General features: G+C 64.9%; 14 protein-coding genes and 3 pseudogenes. 9 read left to right on the top strand and 8 right to left on the bottom strand.

What is annotated here, in order from left to right:
• Positions 1-234 precede the first annotated feature (234 nt).
• Positions 235-624 carry a hypothetical protein gene (locus tag G6N64_RS20075; RefSeq protein WP_246230720.1) on the bottom strand — a complete coding sequence of 130 codons (390 nt, stop codon included), beginning with the start codon at positions 622-624 and terminating at the stop codon, positions 235-237.
• Between the two features lie 322 nt (positions 625-946).
• On the opposite strand from G6N64_RS20075, the pseudogene mobF reads away from it, so the two are divergent.
• A pseudogene (gene mobF / locus G6N64_RS20070) lies at positions 947-6,800 on the top strand (MobF family relaxase).
• Between the two features lie 106 nt (positions 6,801-6,906).
• Here the strand turns inward: mobF and istB are convergent.
• From istB to G6N64_RS20040, 6 genes and pseudogenes are all read right to left on the bottom strand, one after another.
• Positions 6,907-7,717 (bottom strand): annotated as a pseudogene (gene istB / locus G6N64_RS20065) (IS21-like element helper ATPase IstB).
• Positions 7,714-9,233: pseudogene (gene istA, locus G6N64_RS20060) on the bottom strand (IS21 family transposase). Before istA ends, istB begins: the two co-directional pseudogenes overlap by 4 nt.
• 480 nt (positions 9,234-9,713) lie before the next feature.
• Entirely contained in the window at positions 9,714-10,565 is an 852-nt protein-coding gene (locus tag G6N64_RS20055; RefSeq protein ID WP_163799101.1) for a zeta toxin family protein, read from the bottom strand.
• A 61-nt stretch (positions 10,566-10,626) separates the two neighbouring features.
• Positions 10,627-11,091: a sigma-70 RNA polymerase sigma factor region 4 domain-containing protein gene (locus G6N64_RS20050; protein ID WP_163799098.1), complete on the bottom strand. Its 465-nt coding sequence runs from the start codon at positions 11,089-11,091 to the stop codon at positions 10,627-10,629.
• Positions 11,092-11,168: 77 nt separating this feature from the next.
• Positions 11,169-11,729, bottom strand: coding sequence for an ImmA/IrrE family metallo-endopeptidase (locus tag G6N64_RS20045; protein WP_163799097.1), 561 nt, complete (start codon positions 11,727-11,729; stop codon positions 11,169-11,171).
• Between the two features lie 3 nt (positions 11,730-11,732).
• Positions 11,733-12,104, bottom strand: a complete 372-nt coding sequence (locus G6N64_RS20040; RefSeq protein WP_163799095.1) for a helix-turn-helix domain-containing protein — start codon at positions 12,102-12,104, stop codon at positions 11,733-11,735.
• A 97-nt stretch (positions 12,105-12,201) separates the two neighbouring features.
• Between G6N64_RS20040 and G6N64_RS30515 the strand changes: the two genes are divergently transcribed.
• The 6 genes from G6N64_RS30515 (at position 12,202) to G6N64_RS20015 (ending at position 15,915) form a co-directional block, all read left to right on the top strand.
• On the top strand, positions 12,202-12,324 hold the full coding sequence (locus tag G6N64_RS30515; protein ID WP_264002220.1) for a hypothetical protein: 123 nt from the start codon (positions 12,202-12,204) through the stop codon (positions 12,322-12,324).
• Positions 12,325-12,413: 89 nt separating this feature from the next.
• Positions 12,414-12,590 carry a hypothetical protein gene (locus G6N64_RS20035; protein WP_163799093.1) on the top strand — a complete coding sequence of 59 codons (177 nt, stop codon included), beginning with the start codon at positions 12,414-12,416 and terminating at the stop codon, positions 12,588-12,590.
• Entirely contained in the window at positions 12,583-13,584 is a 1,002-nt protein-coding gene (locus G6N64_RS20030) for a CBASS oligonucleotide cyclase (RefSeq protein WP_163799091.1), read from the top strand. Before G6N64_RS20035 ends, G6N64_RS20030 begins: the two co-directional genes overlap by 8 nt.
• A complete protein-coding gene (locus G6N64_RS20025) occupies positions 13,584-14,087 on the top strand; it encodes an HORMA-1 domain-containing protein (protein ID WP_163799089.1) in 504 nt (167 codons plus the stop codon). Before G6N64_RS20030 ends, G6N64_RS20025 begins: the two co-directional genes overlap by 1 nt.
• Positions 14,088-14,154: 67 nt before the next feature.
• A complete protein-coding gene (locus tag G6N64_RS20020) occupies positions 14,155-15,099 on the top strand; it encodes an AAA family ATPase (RefSeq protein WP_163799087.1) in 945 nt (314 codons plus the stop codon).
• A 42-nt stretch (positions 15,100-15,141) separates the two neighbouring features.
• Positions 15,142-15,915 carry a DUF6602 domain-containing protein gene (locus G6N64_RS20015; protein ID WP_163799085.1) on the top strand — a complete coding sequence of 258 codons (774 nt, stop codon included), beginning with the start codon at positions 15,142-15,144 and terminating at the stop codon, positions 15,913-15,915.
• Positions 15,916-16,805: 890 nt separating this feature from the next.
• On the opposite strand, the gene G6N64_RS20010 is transcribed toward G6N64_RS20015, so the two are convergent.
• Positions 16,806-17,510, bottom strand: a complete 705-nt coding sequence (locus tag G6N64_RS20010) for a hypothetical protein (RefSeq protein WP_163799083.1) — start codon at positions 17,508-17,510, stop codon at positions 16,806-16,808.
• A 62-nt stretch (positions 17,511-17,572) separates the two neighbouring features.
• Between G6N64_RS20010 and G6N64_RS20005 the strand changes: the two genes are divergently transcribed.
• Both G6N64_RS20005 and G6N64_RS20000 read left to right on the top strand, forming a co-directional pair.
• Positions 17,573-17,827, top strand: a complete 255-nt coding sequence (locus G6N64_RS20005) for a helix-turn-helix domain-containing protein (RefSeq protein ID WP_163799081.1) — start codon at positions 17,573-17,575, stop codon at positions 17,825-17,827.
• A gap of 431 nt (positions 17,828-18,258) precedes the next feature.
• Entirely contained in the window at positions 18,259-18,399 is a 141-nt protein-coding gene (locus tag G6N64_RS20000) for a helix-turn-helix domain-containing protein (RefSeq protein ID WP_281361507.1), read from the top strand.
• Positions 18,400-18,459 lie beyond the last annotated feature (60 nt).

Here is an 18,459-nt window from a genome sequence, read left to right as displayed (position 1 = left end):
AGGAGCTGGCCGCCGTGGACGGTGCTCCCTCGCCGCGTGTTGGACCGCTCGACGCTGCGCACTCGCGCCGCACCGCGTGCCACGCTGCGCGGTCGGGTGGTAGCGGCACCTGTGCTCCACGCCTGCGGCGCAGCGCTGCAGGCCATTTCAGTCATCACGCCGAGGCGGCCTGTGGGCTGTCGGGTTCGCCGTCGCTGCGGCCTGGTGGTGGATCTGCCATGGCGCCGTCCCCGCCTAGTGCATGCAAACCGTTGCTGGGAGCGGTCTTTCCTTCTTCGGAGCGTGCCGCAGCATCGTGCGCACGATACCGATCCCAACCTCGGTGTTCGCGGCGATCGTCGTCAGCGTCTCACCGCGGTCCTGCATGCGCGCGACCGCCGCGCCGGCCTCGGTTCGATGGCCGGCGACTTTCTTGGCTGCCTCGGCGTCGACCTGCGCGCGCAGCTGGGCTAGGCGCTCCTTCTTCCACTGTTCGACTTCGGCGATCTTGCCGACCTCGTACATGAAGGTGGTCGCGTCTTTGATGTTCGCCTTGTCTCGCGCAGCGCGGGCTGCGTTGGCGCGCCGGTTCGCTTCCACGGCTCGTCGCCGGGCCTCCAACTTGGACGTTCCTGCTGCTGTCATGACCGGGACACTAAAACCGGCCGGGCCGAGCTGACCACCACCACAGCCACATTCGCCCTCCACCAAATTTTCGTCGCCGCCCCTGCCGCAGCACCGCTGCCGCCTCACCCCACCGCGCAGCCCGTCCCGTCGCCGCCGCCGCTGCGCCGCCTCAGCTCACCGCCCCACACCCCCGTTCCACGGCCCACCGACAGACCACACACCTCTTGCACTCAGGAAACCCGGCTTTCTGAGACTTTTCTAAGAACCCCCGGTTTGGTGGTGGCTTCGCTAACCCCGGAGTTCGTAGCGTGCGGCGCATGCGGACACCGGCGTGCGCGTCATGGTGATGACGCTGCACAAGCTGACCGCCGGGGACGGCTACCTGTACCTGGTGCGGCAGGTCGCTGCCGCCGACAGCACCGAACGGGGCCGCTCCACCCTGGCTGACTATTACTCCGCCAAGGGCGAGTCGCCGGGCCGCTGGATGGGCCGCGGCCTGGCAGCACTCTCGGACACCGGCCGCTGCGAGGTCAGTCTGCAAGCCCGCGAGGAACTTTGGACTGTCGAGGAAGGTTCGGGGGTCAGCGAGGCGCAAATGCGCGCCCTCTACGGGGTGGGTCTGCACCCCAACGCCGAGCGCATTCAGACCTACGTCACCGGCCGCAACATGGGCAGCCAGCGCGCGGCCAGCCGCCTGGGGCGCGAGTTCGCGGTCCGCGACGGCAAGCCGGAGTTCGCGCGCCGCTTGGCCGTCGCCTTCCGTGATCACAACGCCGAGATAGGTGCGCACTGGAACGCCTCCATCACCCCGGAAGATCGCGCGCAGATCCGCACCCGCGTGGCCGTGGAGCTGTTCGGCGAGGAGTACGGTCGCCCGCCCGCCGACGACCGCGAACTGTCCGGGTTCATCGCCCGCAACACCCGCGCGAAGACCACCGCGGTCGCCGGGTACGACCTGACGTTCTCGCCGGTGAAATCGGTGTCCGCACTGTGGGCCATCGCCCCGCTGTCGGTGGCCGAACAGATCGAAGCAGCCCACGATGCGGCGGTCGCCGACGTCCTGGAATGGCTGCAGGATCAGGCCGCGTTCACCCGCACCGGCGCCGGCGGTGTCGCCCAGGTCGACACCGAAGGGCTCATCGCCGCGGCGTTCACCCACCGCGACTCCCGGGCCGGGGATCCGGATCTGCACACCCACGTCGCGATCTCCAACAAGGTGTCCTATGTCGACGCCAACGGCGTACGCCGCTGGCTCGCATTGGACGGCCAACCACTGCACCGCGTCACCGTCGCGGCCTCGGAGTTGTACAACACCCGACTGGAAGCCCACTTGATCGCCAGCCTGGGTGTGCGCTTCGTTGAACAATCGCGTGGGCGCGGCAAGCGAGCGGTGCGCGAAATCGCCGGAATGTCGTCGGAATTGATGTCGCGGTGGTCGAGCCGGCGCGCGGCGATCAAGGCCCGTACCGCAGAGCTGGCCAAGCAGTTTCAGGCCGATCACGGCCGCGAACCGACCAACGTGGAGATCATCTCGTTGGCTCAGCAGGCGACGCTGGAATCGCGCGAAGCCAAGCACGAGCCGCGCTCGCTGGCAGAGCAGCGCCACGTGTGGCGCACCCAAGCTGTCGAGGTCCTCGGACACCACGGCGTGAGCCAGATGTTGGCCGACACGTTGGCCGCACCGCTGACCACGCGCGAGACCGTGACGATCGACGAGGAATGGATCGCGTCGCGCGCTGGCGAACTCATCGCCACGGTGGCCGAAACACGGTCCACCTGGCAGCGCCACCACGTGCGCGCAGAAGCGCTGCGCATGGCCCGCTCCCACGACGTGGCGCACGATGTCGCATTGGTCGACACGCTCACCGAAACCGCCCTCGGGCACACATTTTCCATACCGCATGCCCGCGTCGCTGACGCCGAGCTGGGCGAGCCCGTGGCGTTGCGTCGCCGCGACGGTGCCAGCGTCTACCGCCGCCACGGCGTCGAGGCCTACACCAGCCGCGAAACACTGACCGCCGAGCGCCGACTTCTGGACGCGGTGCACCGCAGCGACGGCCGTGTCGCATCTGCGACAGATGTCGAACTGGCACTAGCCGATTCGGCCGCGCGGGGGCGCATACTCAACCCCGGCCAGGCCGCGTTGGTCTCGGAAATGGCGACCGCGGGGCGCCGTGTCGCACTCGCACTCGCCCCGGCCGGAACCGGCAAAACCACGGCCATGGCGGCGCTGGCACATGCGTGGCGCAGCTCGGGCGGACACGTCATCGGATTGGCCCCCACCGCCGATGCAGCGATCGTGCTCGGCGAGGACCTCGGCGCGGTCACCGACACCCTCGACAAGTACGTCTGGTCGGCCGACCCCGCCAAGTCCGCGACATCCCGTGTGCCCGACTGGTTCACCCAGGTTGGACCCGACACCCTGATCGTGGTCGACGAGGCCGGCAAGGCCGCCACTGCCGGGCTGGACGCGATGATCACCGACGCGCTGCGCAAGGGTGCCAGCGTGCGCCTGGTCGGTGATGACGGGCAGCTCTCCTCGATCTCGGCCGGCGGCATTCTGCGTGACATCGCCGAGGCCACTGACGCGCTCACCTTGAGCGAAGTGGTGCGGTTCAAGTCGCCCGCCGAGGCCGCGGCCGGGCTTGCCTTGCATGACGCCGACCCGGCCGGAATCGGCTTCTACATCGACCATCACCGCATCCATGTCGGCACCGACGAGACCGCCGCCGACATGGCCTATCAAGCGTGGCGCGCCGACCTTGCCGCCGGCGGGGATTCCATCCTGCTCGCCCCCACCAACGACATCATCAACGAGCTCAACGCCCGCGCCCGCGCCGATCGCCTCGCCGCGGATCCGGACGCGGCAACGGCCCCCTCTGTGGTGCTGGCCGACCAGCTCCACGCCAGCGTCGGCGACACCATCCGCACCCGCAAGAACAACCGACGGATCACGATCGGACGCAACGACTTCGTGCGCAACGGCTACCGCTACACCATCACCGAAGTCCTGCCCGAAGGCGGCGTGAAAGCCCGACACTTGCGCAGCGGGCGCATCGTCACGCTGCCGGCGAAATACATCGCCGAGCACGTCACACTCGGCTACGCGCAGCCACCATCGACTCCGCGCAGGGATTGACCGCAGGCGGGCGCGCTACTCGAGGCACCTGCCACATCGTCGGCTCAGACATGCTGACCCGCCAGCACCTCTACGTCGCCATGACCCGAGGCACCGACGAAAACCACCTCTACCTGTCCACCGCCGAGGGCGACCCCCACCGGCTGCTCTCGCCCAAGGCCACCCACCCCGACACCGCAGTCGACGTCCTGACCAGCACGCTGGCCCGCGACGGCGCCCAAGTCTCGGCCACCACCGCCGCCCGCCAAGCCGCCGACCCCGCCGCGCGCCTGCAAGCTGCGGCCGACATGTACTACGACGCACTCGGCGCGGCCGCCGAGAACTGCCTCGGCGTCGGCGCCCGCGACCGCCTCGATGCCATAGCCGACGAGATCATTCCGGCACTCAGCCGCGCGAAGCCTGGCCGGTGCTGCGCCGCAACCTGTCCATCCTGGCCCTTCGCGGGGCCGACCCGCGCGAGCTGCTCACCGAGGCGCTGGCCAAGGGCAGCGTCGCCGACGCCGCCGACCCTGCCGCGGTCCTGGATCACCGCATCGACCCCGCCGGCACCCATTCGGCCGGCATCGGAGTGCTGCGCTGGCTGCCCGCAATCCCCCAGACCCTGGCCGACGATCCGCAATGGGGCGCCTACCTAGCCCGGCGCGAGGAGCTTGTTGAGGGATTGGCCACCGAGATCCGGACACGCGCACGCGCCTGGACCAACGCCACCGCCCCCGCCTGGGCGCGCCCGCTGATCACCGTCAACCCGGTCTTGACCGCCGAAATCGCGGTGTTCCGCGCCTGCACCGGAGTCGACGAGGCCGACACCCGCCTCACGGGTGCTCGCCAATTCCCGGTGCGCACCCGGGGCGTCCAGGCCGCGCTGCAGCGCCAAGCCTCCGCCGACATCGGTCGACGCAGCGCCGACACCACTCGCTGGAACGACCTCATCGACAGCATCGACCCAAGGCTGCGCTCGGACGCCTACTGGCCGCAGCTGGCCACCCAATTGGTCCAGGCCGCACGCACCACACCCGACCTGCGCCAGATCATCACCACCGCCGCGCGCCAGGGCCCGCTGCCCGACGAGCTGCCCGCCGCGGCGCTGTGGTGGCGCATTGCCGGCGCGCTGTCCCCGACCGCCACCCTGGCCACCACCCATTCGCGGCTACGCCCGCCCTGGGTGAGCGACCTCGACGTCGTGTTCGGGACCGCGCTCGCCGAGACCATCACCTCCGATCCCGCCTGGCCCGGCCTGGTCGCCGCGATCAGCGCCGCGGACCCGCGCAAGTGGACACCGCGCGACCTGCTCCACGTCGCCGCCGAGCAGCTCGCCGACGCCGCACACGACGACCAGCCGATCCCGCCCGGCGACTACGCCCGCCTGATCACCTACACCGTCGATGCGTTCACCCATCGCCTGCACGCCCGACTCGGCGTGGACTTCGACGACCTGCCCACCCCGCAGGACGCGCCGCCCGATCCCGCCGACGAAGCACTGTTCCCCCCGGACCCCGAAGACCCCTCCACCCACAGCCTCGATGAGCATTCGCCATTCGATGATCATTTCGACATTGCCCCGCCCGAAGACTTCGACGCCATCGAATACGGGTCAGAAGAATATGCCGGTCTTGAATTCGAAGACCTCGCAGCTAATCGCCCTACCCCGGAATTGGGCATCACCATGGAATCACTTACTGCCCTGCGCGACGAATACCGCACTGTTCACTACCACATCAAAACGTTGGCCGCCGAAATTCGCGCCGGAAATGGTCCCGCGACGCGCGCCGCCGCAGGCGACCTGCTGCGCATGCGCCGCCAGGTCGACGCCGACCGTCCCTACAGCCTCGCCGTTACCAACGTGATGGCGCAATGGGCCGATGCCGACGCCGCCTACAACGACATCCTGCGTCTGGTCGAACACTGGCGCACCCAGCTCGACCTCCTACTGGCCACTCCCGACGCCGACGAACTCGACATCATCTCGGCGCGCCAACAGATCGGGTTCTACACCGGACTGCTTTCCGCTCAACCGCCGTCGCTGCAATTCCAGCAGGCCCTCGCCGACGCTCAAGCCGCCCGCTCGGCGGCAGCCGGCGGCAGGATCGTCACCGAGAACGACATCGCCATCGCCCGCGGCGACGCCGAGCGCGCCGACCTGGCCACCCTGGCCGCACTGCGCCAGCGTCGACGCGAGCTGCACCGCGACATCGAACGCGCCGACCGCGACATCGCCACCACGTTCGCCGCCGCCCAAAGCGCCACCTCCGACACCCTCGAACAGCTCCTCGAATCCGCCCGCGCGGAAGTCGAACTCCTGCACATCGCCGGCCACCTCGACCCCAAGAGCGTTCCGCTGCTCATCCCCGGCTCCGCTCTGTCCGGCCTCGAACCTCAGACCGGCGATCGGCTCAAGTCCCTGGCCGCATTGCCCTACCGGCTCGCCGTCATTGGTGCCGACATTGAGGACAGTGAAACCGCCGCAGCGCTCTACACCCTGCGCAGCGCCGCCAATGCCGACGACCGGAGGGTGTTGTGGCTGGCAGCATCTGAGTCCAGTTCGGCCCCGGCCCGCGATGCTGAACTGGCCGACACCATCACCACCATCGGCCATGCGCACCAGCAGGTCAGCGAGCAGCAGTGGATGCTGCCGCCCGGGGCCATCGTCGTCATTGACGATCCCGCGACCGCTGACCCCGGCCAGCTCATCGGCCTGGCCCGCCACGCGGTGGCCGCAGACGCCCGGGTCATCCTCATCGACCACGGCACCGATGCAGGGGCCAGCTCGTCGGCGGTGCAGCTGCTCGCTCACTCGCTGCCGTGGAACACCACCCTCACCACCGCGCCGTCCGAGCCCACCGATCCGCTCCTGGCATCGGTGCCAGCAGTCACCCTCGCCGACCGCCTCGGCCGCAAGCGCCTCAGCGAACCATGGCTACACCTGCTCACCCAATACGACGCCGCCGCCAGCGCCGTCCGCTCTGCCCAACGACGCCAACTCGTCCTAGGGTGGCGCGCACGCGAAACGGTCGGCCGCGACCACGGTCGTGAAGCCGGTGCTGGCATCGACGAATAGCTAGGCGATTCTCATTCGCCAGCCGGCATGGGCAAACTGTTGTCAATGGCCAAGTTGAAGTATCCGCTGGTGGCCAGATGAAAGTATCCACCCCGTGCGGTGATTCTTAGGTTGGTGTGGGTTGCTCCTTCCGGTGTTTGGCGTCTTTCATGCGGTAGGAGTCGCCGTCGGTGATGACGACGGTGGCGTGGTGCAGGAGTCGGTCGAGGATGCTGACGGCGGTGGTCTGCTCGGGCAGGAAGCGGCCCCATTGTTCGAAGGGCCAGTGCGAGCCGATGGCCAGGGATCGGCGTTCGTAGGCGCCGGCGACGAGGCGGAACAGCAGCTGGGTGCCGGTGTCGTCGAGCGGGCGAAGCCGAGTTCGTCGAGGATGATCAGGTCGACTCGTAGTAGGGATTCGATGATCTTGCCGACGGTGTTGTCGGCCGGCCGCGGTAGAGGGTTTCGATGAGGTCGGCGGCGGTGAAGTAGCGGACCTTGTGCCCGGCGTGGATCGCTGCGGTTCCTAGGCCGATCAGGGTGTGGGACTTGCCGGTGCCGGCTGGGCCGATGATCGCCAGGTTCTGTCGTGTCCGAATCCATTCCAGGCTCGACAGGTAGTCGAATACCTTTGGCTGGATCGAGGATGCGGCCACGTCGAAGCTCTCCAACGTCTTGGGCACGGGGAACGCGGCGGCCTTGAGGCGGTTGACGACGTTGGAGGCGTCGCGGGCCGCCAACTCGGTTTCGATGAGGGTGCGCAGGACTTCCTCGGGGGTCCAGCGTTGAGTCCTGGCGGTGATCAACACCTCCGGTGCGGTGCGCCGCACCGCGGCCAGCTTCAACCGCCGTAACCCGGCATCGAGGTCGGCGGCCAGTGGTGGAACCGACGGTGGTGCAACGGGTTCGGTGGCAGTCACCGGTGGCGGCTTGGTCATGAGATCACCTCCCCGTCGACTACGGCTGGTGTGATCTTGTAGGCGTCCAGGGAACGGGTCGGGGCGACCGGAAGATCCAGAATCAACGCCTCACCGGCCGGGCGTGGCTGCGGTGCGCCGGTCCCGGCGGCCAGGATCGAACGCACGTCGGCCGCCCGAAACCGGCGAAACGCTACCGCCCGGTGCAGTGCGGCGAGGAGGGCGTCGGTGCCGTGGGCAGCGCCGAGAGCCAGCAGGATCTCCAACTCCGAGCCCAGACGGGTATTGCCGATCGCCGCGGCGCCAATCAGGAACGCGCGCGCATCCTCACCGAGGCCGCAGAACTGTTTCTCGACGGTGGTCTTCGGGCGCGGCCCGCGGCTGGGTGCCGGCCTCGGGCCGTCGTAATGCTCGTCGAGTATCGACACACCACCAGGTGCGACGAGTTCGTGTTCGGCCACGATGACTCCGGTGGCGGGCTCGAGCAGGCACAGTGCGTCGTGGTCGACGACCACGGTCACCGTGGTGCCGATCAGCCTCATCGGCACCGAGTAGCGGGCCGACCCGTACCGGATGCAGGACAAGCGGTCGACCTTGCGTCTCACCGACGGCGCCCCGATCTGCAGACGCAACGATGGAAGTGGTTGCAGCAGATCACGTTCGACTACCAGCCGCTCATCGGGAATCGCACAGATCTCCGAATGGTTCGCGGCGTTCACTTCGGTGCACCACGCCTCGGCCGCAGCGTTGGCATCGCGCAGAGTGATCGGCTTCCCGGTGACCGCGGCCTCGGTCAACAAGGGCACGGCCAGATCGTCCTGGGCGTAACCACACAGACGTTCCACGACGCCCTTGGACTGCGGATCGCTGGCATGGCAGAAATCCGGTGCGAACCCGTAATGGCCGGCCAACCGGACGTAGTCCGGGGTGGGAACGACGACGTTGGCCACCACGCCGCCCTTGAGGCAGGCCATCCGATCGGCCAGCACCCTCGCCGGCACCCCGCCAGCGGCGGCCATGGTCTCGGCGATCAACGCCAACGTGGTCGAAGCCCGCTCATTGGTGGCGAAGCGCACGAAGCGCCACCGGGAGAACGCCAGCACCGCACAGAACAGGAACAACCCCGGTGCGGCTTGTGCCCAGTCGATCACAGGTACTCACCCGGTTCCCACACCGCGGGACGACGTCCGCGATGATTGGTGCTGCGCCACAATGCTTTCGCTTCGGCAACGAGGCGGCGGAAGTTGCGGTCAGAACCCGTGTACCCGGCGGCTCGGGCCTTCGGGAGCAGCCGCTTGGCCGAGATCCGGCCATGCGACTTATCCACCCGTTCGGCCACCAGGTCGGCGACCGAATCGTAGTTGTGCGCCCGTTCGGCTCGCGGTGGCGGCGGCACACCGGCCTGGTCGGCCTCGAACTTGTCGACGATCTTCTTGACCGTCCGGTGGGTGGTGCCGCACTCGTCGGCGGCGGCTCGGTAGGACCCGAGCTGGTGGTAGGCAGAAATGACGTCCATGCGGTCCTTCGCAGACTTCAATGGAACTCCCCGGTGGTGATGGCGATTGGTTGGCGCCTTCACCGTCACCATCGGGGCCCGCAGTTCCTGATCGACACGACGAACACGGGGTGGATACTTTTACCTGGCCAAAAACGGATACCTCTACGTGGCCACCAGTGGGTACTTTTTCATGGCCACGGACAACTGTCGTCGACACGATCTGTGTCACTAATCAAAGCGAGAAAGCGGTCAGATGCGGGCGATAAAACGTCAGCGGCCGAGAGTAGAAGGACTCGCCCGGAACTGGACAGTTAATGAACTATCTAGCGGGTGGTTTCAATGCGAGCATGAATAATCTTCATTATCCATGAACCATTGGCTGAGACGACTTTGCTGCAGACTGCTAAGAGTGTTTGACGCTATGCGGCTGATCAACGTTGATCGACGCGCATATACCTGCCGCCGTGATGACCGGCGGCCCGCCTCCCGCGCCATCCCGGAGAGGTGCGTTGGCCCCTCTTAGGACCTGTGGGCACGGTGTCGTCCAACGCCTGTCTTGATTGCGGTTGGGTTTGTGAGTATCGCCCCAGTTTTGATGCATACCGCGCCGAGGGGGGCGCCCTGCGATGGATCGATGTCGCCATCGGGTCTGATCCAGGCTCGATATTCCCTACCGTTCGACGTGCGGCTGACGACGAGAAGGTCGGTGCTGATGCCCGCGTTGTGGGCAATGGTCCGGAGTTTGCGAGCATTGGCGGCGCATTTCGAGACGCGGTGCTGGCGGCTGTAGAAGCTCTCGAGGGCGGCTTGCGTGATGAACCGGCCGCCGAGTTCCACGTGGTCCACTGTTCGTCCTGCTTCACGCGCGGCCCACCAGCGGTGTGTGGACTGCTCGACAGCGAGCTTTAAGGGGACTTCGACGTCGATGATCGTCAGTTGCTCGTAGTCGTCGGAGGCCAAGTCGGTGACATAGCTGTCTGCTAGGGGCAGCCAGGAGAGGGTTCCCTCCATGACGAAGTTCTCCCCCCGGCGCAGTGACACTGCCCGCACGCGGTTGGCAGCCTCGGTGGAAGCATCATGCACCCATATCGCCAGTTCGCTGGGATGTACCGGCTTGCCATCTGCGAGAACGTAGTTGTGCCGAATGTCGAGAAGGCCGGCCTGGTCCAGTCGCAGCAGGATGAGGTCTTTAATGTCGTCTGGGTCAATGCGACGGTGGTTGGCGGCCAAGTTGTCAATCGCGACCGATTTGCCCGCACCAGGCACGCCGGCGGTGATGATCGCGGCGCGACCGTGCGATGGCGCGTCGTGACTTCGACTTCGGTACTCGAGTGCAATTTCGTCGATCAGCTGATCGCTGAGATAGCGCACAACCGAGCGTGGAACAGCGAACTGCCCTCCTTGGTGGAGGGCAGTCAGCTGAGAATGGACGCTATTGCGCAGTCGGCGGTTGGACTGCGGAGCTGACACTCTCGTATTCCTCGTCGCTGAGTAGTCCGAGTTGGTGGGCAGTGCTTACCTGGGTCCATGTCCCTGGTATGGATCCCTCATGGGGATAGGGTGCGAACTGGGTGAAGGTGTAGTCGAAACCGCGAAGCTGTTCCACCAGCTTGCCGCGGGGAGTCCCGTCGACAGTGGCGCGCAGGATGACTTCCTCGGGACTCGGTGCGTCTCCGAGCGCGCTGGCTCCACGCAGCAGCCGACCCACTCGCGGCTGCGTAGTGGAGAGGACGTCAGCGATTTCTCGTTGGTTCATACCCGACCGCTTAAGCTGGCTTGCTGCCCGCATGTCATCGATGCGCAGCAAGCGTTCGAGTGCCCGGCGAACCTGCGCTCCGTGGGCAATGGCTTCAACTGTGTGTTCGGATTCAACTGTGCGTTCGATCGTTGCAGGCATCATTCCTCCATCTGATACAGAGCGTATCAGCTCCTGAAACGTTGCGTATCACGCCAGCGCGTGGCTGTTGCAAGCACCTAAAGGGTGGCCCGCTTGCGCCGGGCCCGCTCCACGACCTTGCGCGCGCCACTGTGATTCATGCGCCAGCGGGCGACCGCGAGGCTGACGTCAAAAAATTCGGCTGCTTGCTGGTCGGTCGCATTCGCTCGGGCAAGGCGGAAGGCGCCATCGGAGGGAATGAGCATCTCGCCGGAGAGCCAGTCGGCTTCGTCCTCTTGGTCGCCGCCCAGGCCGCACCTACGTTCGTCGGCGGACAGGGAGACGCCGAATTCGTGTTCGAGCACGACGTGGGCAAGCTCATGGCACATCGTGGTGCGTCTGCGGGTCGGCGGTTGGGCATCGTTTTCCAGGATGGCCACACCGGTGCCGATCGGGACCAGTGCTCCCGATAGCGCACTCCCATCTGCCTGGAGAAAGTGATCGCGCGCCGGACCATGTAGGTTGCTCAGTTGGATTACCGGAATCCCGTATTCATCGGCGAACGCGTACGGGTTGAACGGCGAATGTGCGCCGAGGCCAATCTCCGCCCGCAGTTCGAGTGCAAGGCGCTTTGCCTCGGTCTTGAATCCACGTCGCACAGCTCACCCTTGGGCCCGCGCACGTTCGACGGTCGCGCCGATGATCTGCTGAAGGTACCTGACATCGGTCTCGCTCAAGTCTTTTCTGGCTCGCAACAGGGGCGCGAGCTGAGCCATTAGGTCAGGTTCGCGGGTCTGGTCATCGACGGAGTCCATGCCATCGCGCTCGAAGAACTGCTCGGCGGGCATTCTAAGCCACCCGACGATGGTCGCGAATCCGTCGGTGTCTGGCTTCAATCCATTGCCGAGCCTGGAGAGAAGTGAGGGACTGACGCCAATCTCGCCAGCCAACGCACGCCACGACAACTGGCGTTGCTGGCGCGCAGCGTCGAGGGCCGAATACAACAAGGCCGTGTTGATCGTCGTCTTGGCCATATCTCAGTGTCTCACATTTACAACACCGCGTCGTTGTCGGCACGCTGTGTTACAATTGAAACAGCAGATCGGATTTAGAACAGACACCGGAGGTCTCATGCCTGGCAAACGAGGACGCAGCGCCATCACCGGCCGGTTCGTGAAGCAGTCCACGGTGAAGAAGAACCCGAAGACCACGACCAACGAGAGCACCGGCAAGGCTCACAAGAAGAAGAAGTAATTCTGGGTCGCGGCCTGGCCCGACTGCGTTGTCGGTGGTGCGGGCCAGACTAGTCACAACGCACGCGTACCAACACGATCGGAGGGCGGATGGCTCGCCTCAAGCAGCAGTTCAAGGATGCGCTGATTGCCGTCGAACTTGGCGGCGACACATTCAACGCACCCAAGGCCCACCGGCTCGTCCTCGGCGCGCTCGCGGCATTCGCTCCAATGCGCTCGCCAGGTTCGCGGAACCCGGTGCCCAGCGAGGAGATTCTCGATGCATAGCCATGTCACCCACGCTGACCTGTCGGCTTTCGCGGTGAATAAGGTCAACGTGCCTTCCGAGACAGCGAAGTCGCGGCGCACACAGGTTGCGCACCTGCGGACTCGCCTCGAGTCCTACATTGCCGACCATCCCGATTACGACCTTGTGAAGATGCGCGGGTCCGGCAGCGTCGCCAAGCACACCGCCATCAAAACGAGCTCCGACACTGACATCGCCGCATACGTCCGCGCCGGCGCAGTCGGCGGCGTGGACGTCGACGAGACCAAACTTCTCGAATGGCTACGTGACCGCTGTGTAGAGGTCTACGGCGCAACCAAGGACGCCAGCGACTTCGAGATCTCGCACCATGCGGTCGGCATCACGATGCGCGTCAGCGGCCTCAAAATAGACGTGGCTCCGGTCCTCTATGAGGGTGAACCAGAGGACCGTGGATACCTCGTCACCCCAACCGGCGACCGGGTACTCACATCGGTCACCCTGCACAAGGATTTCCTCAATCGGCGGCGTGCGCAGGCCGGCCCCCAATACAAGGAATTCATCCGGCTGGTCAAGGCGTTCGTCCACCGCGCAAAGACCGAGGCGGCAGCCGCCGGGCCCGAGCTTCGATTCAAGTCCTTCCTTGTCGAACTCATCGTTGCGCACCTGTGGGACAACGGCTGGCTGTCGAAACCGTTCGCAATTGACGACTACCCGCGCGCTTTCGAGCAGTTCCTCGCCCATATCGTCATGACCGAACTCAAGGAGCCGATTCTCTTCACGGACTACTACGAGGCCAACAACATCGACACTTGCACCGACGCTGTGCAGGTCTGGGACCCGGTCAACCCGAGCAACAATGTGACACGCGGCTACTCAGACAACGATCGCCAACGCCTAGTCACGCGGTGCTCCGAAGCGCTCGACAAGGTCAACACCGCCTCAGCGGCCGCAAACAAGACCGCCGCCGTTGCAGCGTGGAAAACGCTCTTCGGCCCGACTTTCCCAGGGGCGTAGTGACTACTTCCTCGACGCGCTCGTCCACTTTCACGATCACCAACGCCCGCGAGATCGCAGCCAGCGTCGGCGCCGACCTACGCAACCTGTACTCCAAGTACGGCGATCCCGACCCAGGCCGCATCGAGAAGTTCACCGAGGAACTTGCCCTGTACCTCAAGGCCGGGTACCTCGACTACGTGCAGTTTGGATTCCGCGACGGCGACCGCTGGGTGCTAAAACTCCAATACACCGCGGTCGCAGGCGGATACCTCCGCAACGACACCCCCGGGAACCTACCCAGCGCGATGGCGGTCATCGGTCACGACTTCCACAGCTTCCTCGAGCAGAACTCAGAATTTTTCGCGCTTTCACCTGCGGAACGGGCGGCGTTCAAGGCGACTCTTCCCACGAACCGAACCCCGGGTACAGCTCCGACCGCATACCGCACGATCTCGACCACCGGTGTCCAATTCTCGAACAACGGCCGCGGCCTTGACCGCACCGTCTACCTCGACATCTAACCACGAACCAAAGTCACCGCCTTTTGCGGCTTGTGGCCGCCGCACCACGCCTTAGGGAGCAGACTCAATGCCCAATCCGACCAGCCTTTTTCACCCCGTCATCACCCTGCCCGATGACGTTCGTGCTGACCGCTACGCCCGGTTAGTGGGTCTCGACTCGATCAAGGCCAGGCTGCGAAAAGAGGCCGCCGTTCTCGCCGACCCGTCGACGCTGACCACGTGGGCGGCGAAGAACCACCCCGCGGTGACGCCCGACGACCAGGCGATCACCCTGCTAAAGGACCGCGCGCCTCTGCTGCTGTTCGCCGGCGATGTCGGCTCGGGCAAGTCCGCATTGGCGGAGAGCTTCGGATGTGATCTAGCCACCCACATGGGCATCGAGGTCGAACTGTGGCGACTCAAGCTCTCGACCCGCGGTTCAGGACACGTGGGCGAAATGACCGGCTTGATCAACTCGGCATTCGAGGAGGTCACCTGCGAGGCCAAGCTCGGCCGAAACTACAGCACAGGAAAAGTCACAAAGGTCACGATTATGGTCATCGACGAGGCCGACGCACTCGTCCAGTCCCGCGAAGCGACACAAATGCACCATGAGGACCGTGCAGGTGTAGACGCTTTCCTGGCCGAGATCGACAGCCTGGCGGGCTCCGGCAACCCTCTGCTCGTCGTGATGTGCACAAACCGGCTCACGGCGCTCGATCCCGCGGTTAAACGGCGCGCTGCAGCAACATTCGAGTTCGGTCGACCGAACGACGAGCAGCGCCGCCAGGTCATCACGACGGCGTTCAAGAATTACGATCTCGCCGCGGATACGATCGACAAGCTCGTCATCGCGACCGGACCTCAGGCACCCGACCGTTGCGGCTTCACCTACTCGGACCTTACGCAGCGCCTCGTGCCCACCGCCATCTTGGCCGCCTACCCTGACGACGCGATCACCACGGACCTCTTGCTGACGGTGGCTTCCGACCTCGGTCCCACCCCTGCGTTCAACGACCAGGCCTCGGCATAGCCGGCCTATCAAACCCAATTCCACACGGACCAGGGAGCACCCATGACTCGTTCTTTTGATGTCGCCGCGGCGTTTCGTCGTAAACAATCGACGCTTCTCAACTCCCACGCCTCGATTCGCGACGTAACCAGTCATCCCACGACTGTAGGAACCCACTCTGAGGCTGACTGGGTAGGCGTGTTGAGGGGCTTTCTGCCCGAGCGCTACATCGTCGGGCCAATCTTCGCGGTTGACGCTGAGGGCGCGACCAGCGAACAGATCGATGTAGCGGTCTACGATCGCCAGTACTCGCCTCTCTGGTTCGGATCGCAAGCCGGGGCAGACTTCGTGCCCGTGGAAGCCGTCTACGCGGTTTTTGAGGTCAAGCCGACCATCAATACGACGTACATCACCGCCGCACGCCAGAAGGTCGCGTCGGTCCGTCGGCTGCGCCGGACGTCGGCGCCAATAAAACACGCCGGCGGAAGCTACAGCGCTGTAGACCCCTCGGCCAAACATGTTATCGGCGGACTTCTAGCGGCGGAGGCGTCTTGGGTGGATCGCAAGGCAACCATCGCGAAGCTCCTGGAGCACCTCCCGGCAGTTGGCCTGGTCGACTCGCTGGACATCGGTATTGCCGTCGACACGGTCGCATTCGACTACACACCGGTGCCAGTCGAATTGGGGAGCCGCGAGGACGCGATTCCGCTGCAGTTCAGCGCCGAGAACGATCAATTGATTCACTTTGGGATCCGGCTGTTCCGCCAACTCCAGCAGCTCGGCACCGTGCTTGCGATAGACATGAGTGCGTACGAGACGGCGCTAGCTCGGGAGTAGAACCTCGGCAAACCCCGCCACATCGTTACCTCGCGAAAACCGCTACGCTGCAACAGGATACGCTTAGAGAGGCCGTTCGCACCAGTTTAAAGCCCGGTCCAACCGGGATCTCATCCCAGAGCGAATCGGCCTGGGTCGGGGCGCCGACGCCGTATTGGGCCCCGCCGCTCACAAGTGCGGAGTCCGCACCGGTCATCGACCACAAGTCGGTACGGCGGTCCAACAGAGCAACGCTGCGTCAGGGCGGTCGCCACGGTGAGGCAATGGGAAAGGAGCGCAACAGGCCCGCGCCTGACGGCCTCGGCACTCATTGCATATCGTCAACCCTCCGACGCCAATTCACGGGTTGCGTCACACCCTTGCCACCGGCGATCTAATAACCGCGACTTGCACTATCACATGGATAACCGTCGATATCCACTATTCGCAGCAGAGAGTCACGCAGTGAGAGCCAGAGTGTCCGCAGCGTTCAACTAGCCGCGCTTGCGGCGTCATCACTCCTGCCCCGTGTAGCCGTCACTGCCGCCGTAGGCGACGGCGAAGGACGACTGCGGACTTCTAAGCCGAAGGGCTCTTTCGCGCGGTAGCCAGACTGTGTCAGTCCCACCTGAACGCGTTAACGGAGAGCACTCGCCGTTAGCTATCGTAAAGCGATGGCGAGCCATGGCGGCGACGATAATGGGTCAGGACCTTCCCTACCCACACCAGCACGCCGCTTCGGTCGACTGCCCAACCTCGATGTTGCCGTTGACTTCGACGAGCCGCTGCCTCCGGCCGAGTTAGATGCTTGGGAATGCGCCGATCCGGGCCACCACCAGATCGGTGAACCTGAAACCTAGGTGGCCCGCGCAATTTCGCGTAGCTCCAAAGCCTGCCGAAATTCCCGCTCGCTAGGGATTGCGTTGGTCGCTTATGGCGACGTCGGCCAGCTCAACCAACCATGGGGGTTGCAGTCTTCGACCTTGAAACCAGTCGTCGATGATGCTTCGTCCGATTGCCCGCAATAGTTCTTGTCGTTCAAGCCACGACTCTTCGAGAGCCTGGTTCTGACGGTCCTGATGGTCACGGAACCGTTCGCGTTCAGTAGGCGCACTGTGCGAATAGCAATGTTGCGCAAAGGATCCTGCGCCCAGGTAGAGAGCCGTATTGGTGCACCGTTTGCCCGTCTTGGCCACGAATCCTGTGCATTCCGGTCGGTATCCGGAGAAGTTTTGCGACAGGTCTACATGCGGGAGCCGCTCAAGCTCAGCCTCTAATCGCCCTATCAGACTCTGAGCCGGAGCTCGACGCAGAGCACCTGCTTTCACGGCAGCAGCATGTCGGGCATAAATAGCTCTGGGTCTCGACGGACCCGCGGACCACGAGGACTGGAGCGCCGCGTTCTGCAACAGCAGGCTCGCCGCCCCCCACGTGTGACCTACGAGTCCTCGGACTGCGGTCAGGCCGGCTAGACACTCTTCAAAATTCAGATCGATCTCATCTGCCACCGAAATCAGCACCAGCTCGCACTCGAGAAGAACCACTCGAAGCTTCTCCAGGGTTTCGACGCCCAACGGCGACGCCGAGTCGACTTCCGGTGCGTTGCTGTCGGTCACAGTTGAGCAATGTACTACTAGTAGGGCAGATTCGAAGCCTCGGGCGCCGATTACTAGTTGGTGTGCCAACGCGACCCAGCCAAAACGATCCACAGCGGGTCACGGCGTGGGCAGCTCACCGCCGTGCCGTCGGGGAGACTATCCGCAGCCTGCGCGTCGCCCGCGGGATGACGCAGGAAGCCCTTGCCCTGCAGTCCGGTGTCACACGAAATGTGCTCATCGATGTAGAACATGGCCGACGCGGACTGCTCTATGAGCGGCTGTTCGATATTGCCGAGGCGCTCAGTGTGCCTGCGAGCCGACTCCTCGACCCCTAACCGACGGACCTCCCGGGCTGTCCTCATTGCGCTGCGCAGTCCCGGTCGCGGACAAAGTTAGCGTCGCTTGTCCACCTAGTCGGTTGGCATCGAACACCGCTGGGCCGTGTCGCTACATCCTCCTCGCCGCTCCATATTGGCCGACGACTAACGGGTCGGGGTCGAGAGGTGACCAAGCTGCACCGGTGTCGTCACTTGTCCTCGGACGACGCGGACAGTCGACGAATTCTACGTTTTAGCATGACTTTTCGAGCTAAAGGTCGCGATCCTGGTGGACGCGTCGGTGGGAACTCTCATACGCTCCATCCATCGGCTGAGGTCCCGGCCACCCTCCGAATGGGTCGGGCGGCGTGCACACAGTCGGACGGACAGTGAGGAGGTGAATCAAATTGAAGAAGAATAGTTTTGACGCACTGCCGCTGCTGCTCCCTGTGCCACAGGCGGCCAAGATGCTCGGCATCAGCCGCGCTTCTGCGTACCGGCTAGCGGCTGCAGGCGAACTACCGTCGCGTCGGCTCGGCGGCCGCATCTATATCGTCACTTCAGAGCTTCGCACATTCGTCGCAGCATGAGCCGGCGCCAAGCCATCTGCCGTCTCGCAGCGGGACCGCGCGTTGGTGTCTACCACCGCA

Origin of the sequence: Mycolicibacterium sediminis, from assembly GCF_010731735.1 — a bacterium.
Taxonomy (GTDB): Bacteria; Actinomycetota; Actinomycetes; order Mycobacteriales; family Mycobacteriaceae; genus Mycobacterium; species Mycobacterium sediminis.
Note: the sequence above shows the minus strand (reverse complement) of the source record. Positions and strands in the feature narration are given on the sequence as shown.

Coding starts and splice junctions, on each gene's coding strand:
- G6N64_RS30515 (WP_264002220.1), top strand. CDS start 12,202: ATGCCTGGCAAACGAGGACGCAGCGCCATCACCGGCCGGTTCGTGAAG.
- G6N64_RS20040 (WP_163799095.1), bottom strand. CDS start 12,104: ATGGCCAAGACGACGATCAACACGGCCTTGTTGTATTCGGCCCTCGAC.
- G6N64_RS20035 (WP_163799093.1), top strand. CDS start 12,414: ATGGCTCGCCTCAAGCAGCAGTTCAAGGATGCGCTGATTGCCGTCGAA.
- G6N64_RS20030 (WP_163799091.1), top strand. CDS start 12,583: ATGCATAGCCATGTCACCCACGCTGACCTGTCGGCTTTCGCGGTGAAT.
- G6N64_RS20075 (WP_246230720.1), bottom strand. CDS start 624: ATGACAGCAGCAGGAACGTCCAAGTTGGAGGCCCGGCGACGAGCCGTG.
- G6N64_RS20050 (WP_163799098.1), bottom strand. CDS start 11,091: ATGCCTGCAACGATCGAACGCACAGTTGAATCCGAACACACAGTTGAA.
- G6N64_RS20020 (WP_163799087.1), top strand. CDS start 14,155: ATGCCCAATCCGACCAGCCTTTTTCACCCCGTCATCACCCTGCCCGAT.
- G6N64_RS20015 (WP_163799085.1), top strand. CDS start 15,142: ATGACTCGTTCTTTTGATGTCGCCGCGGCGTTTCGTCGTAAACAATCG.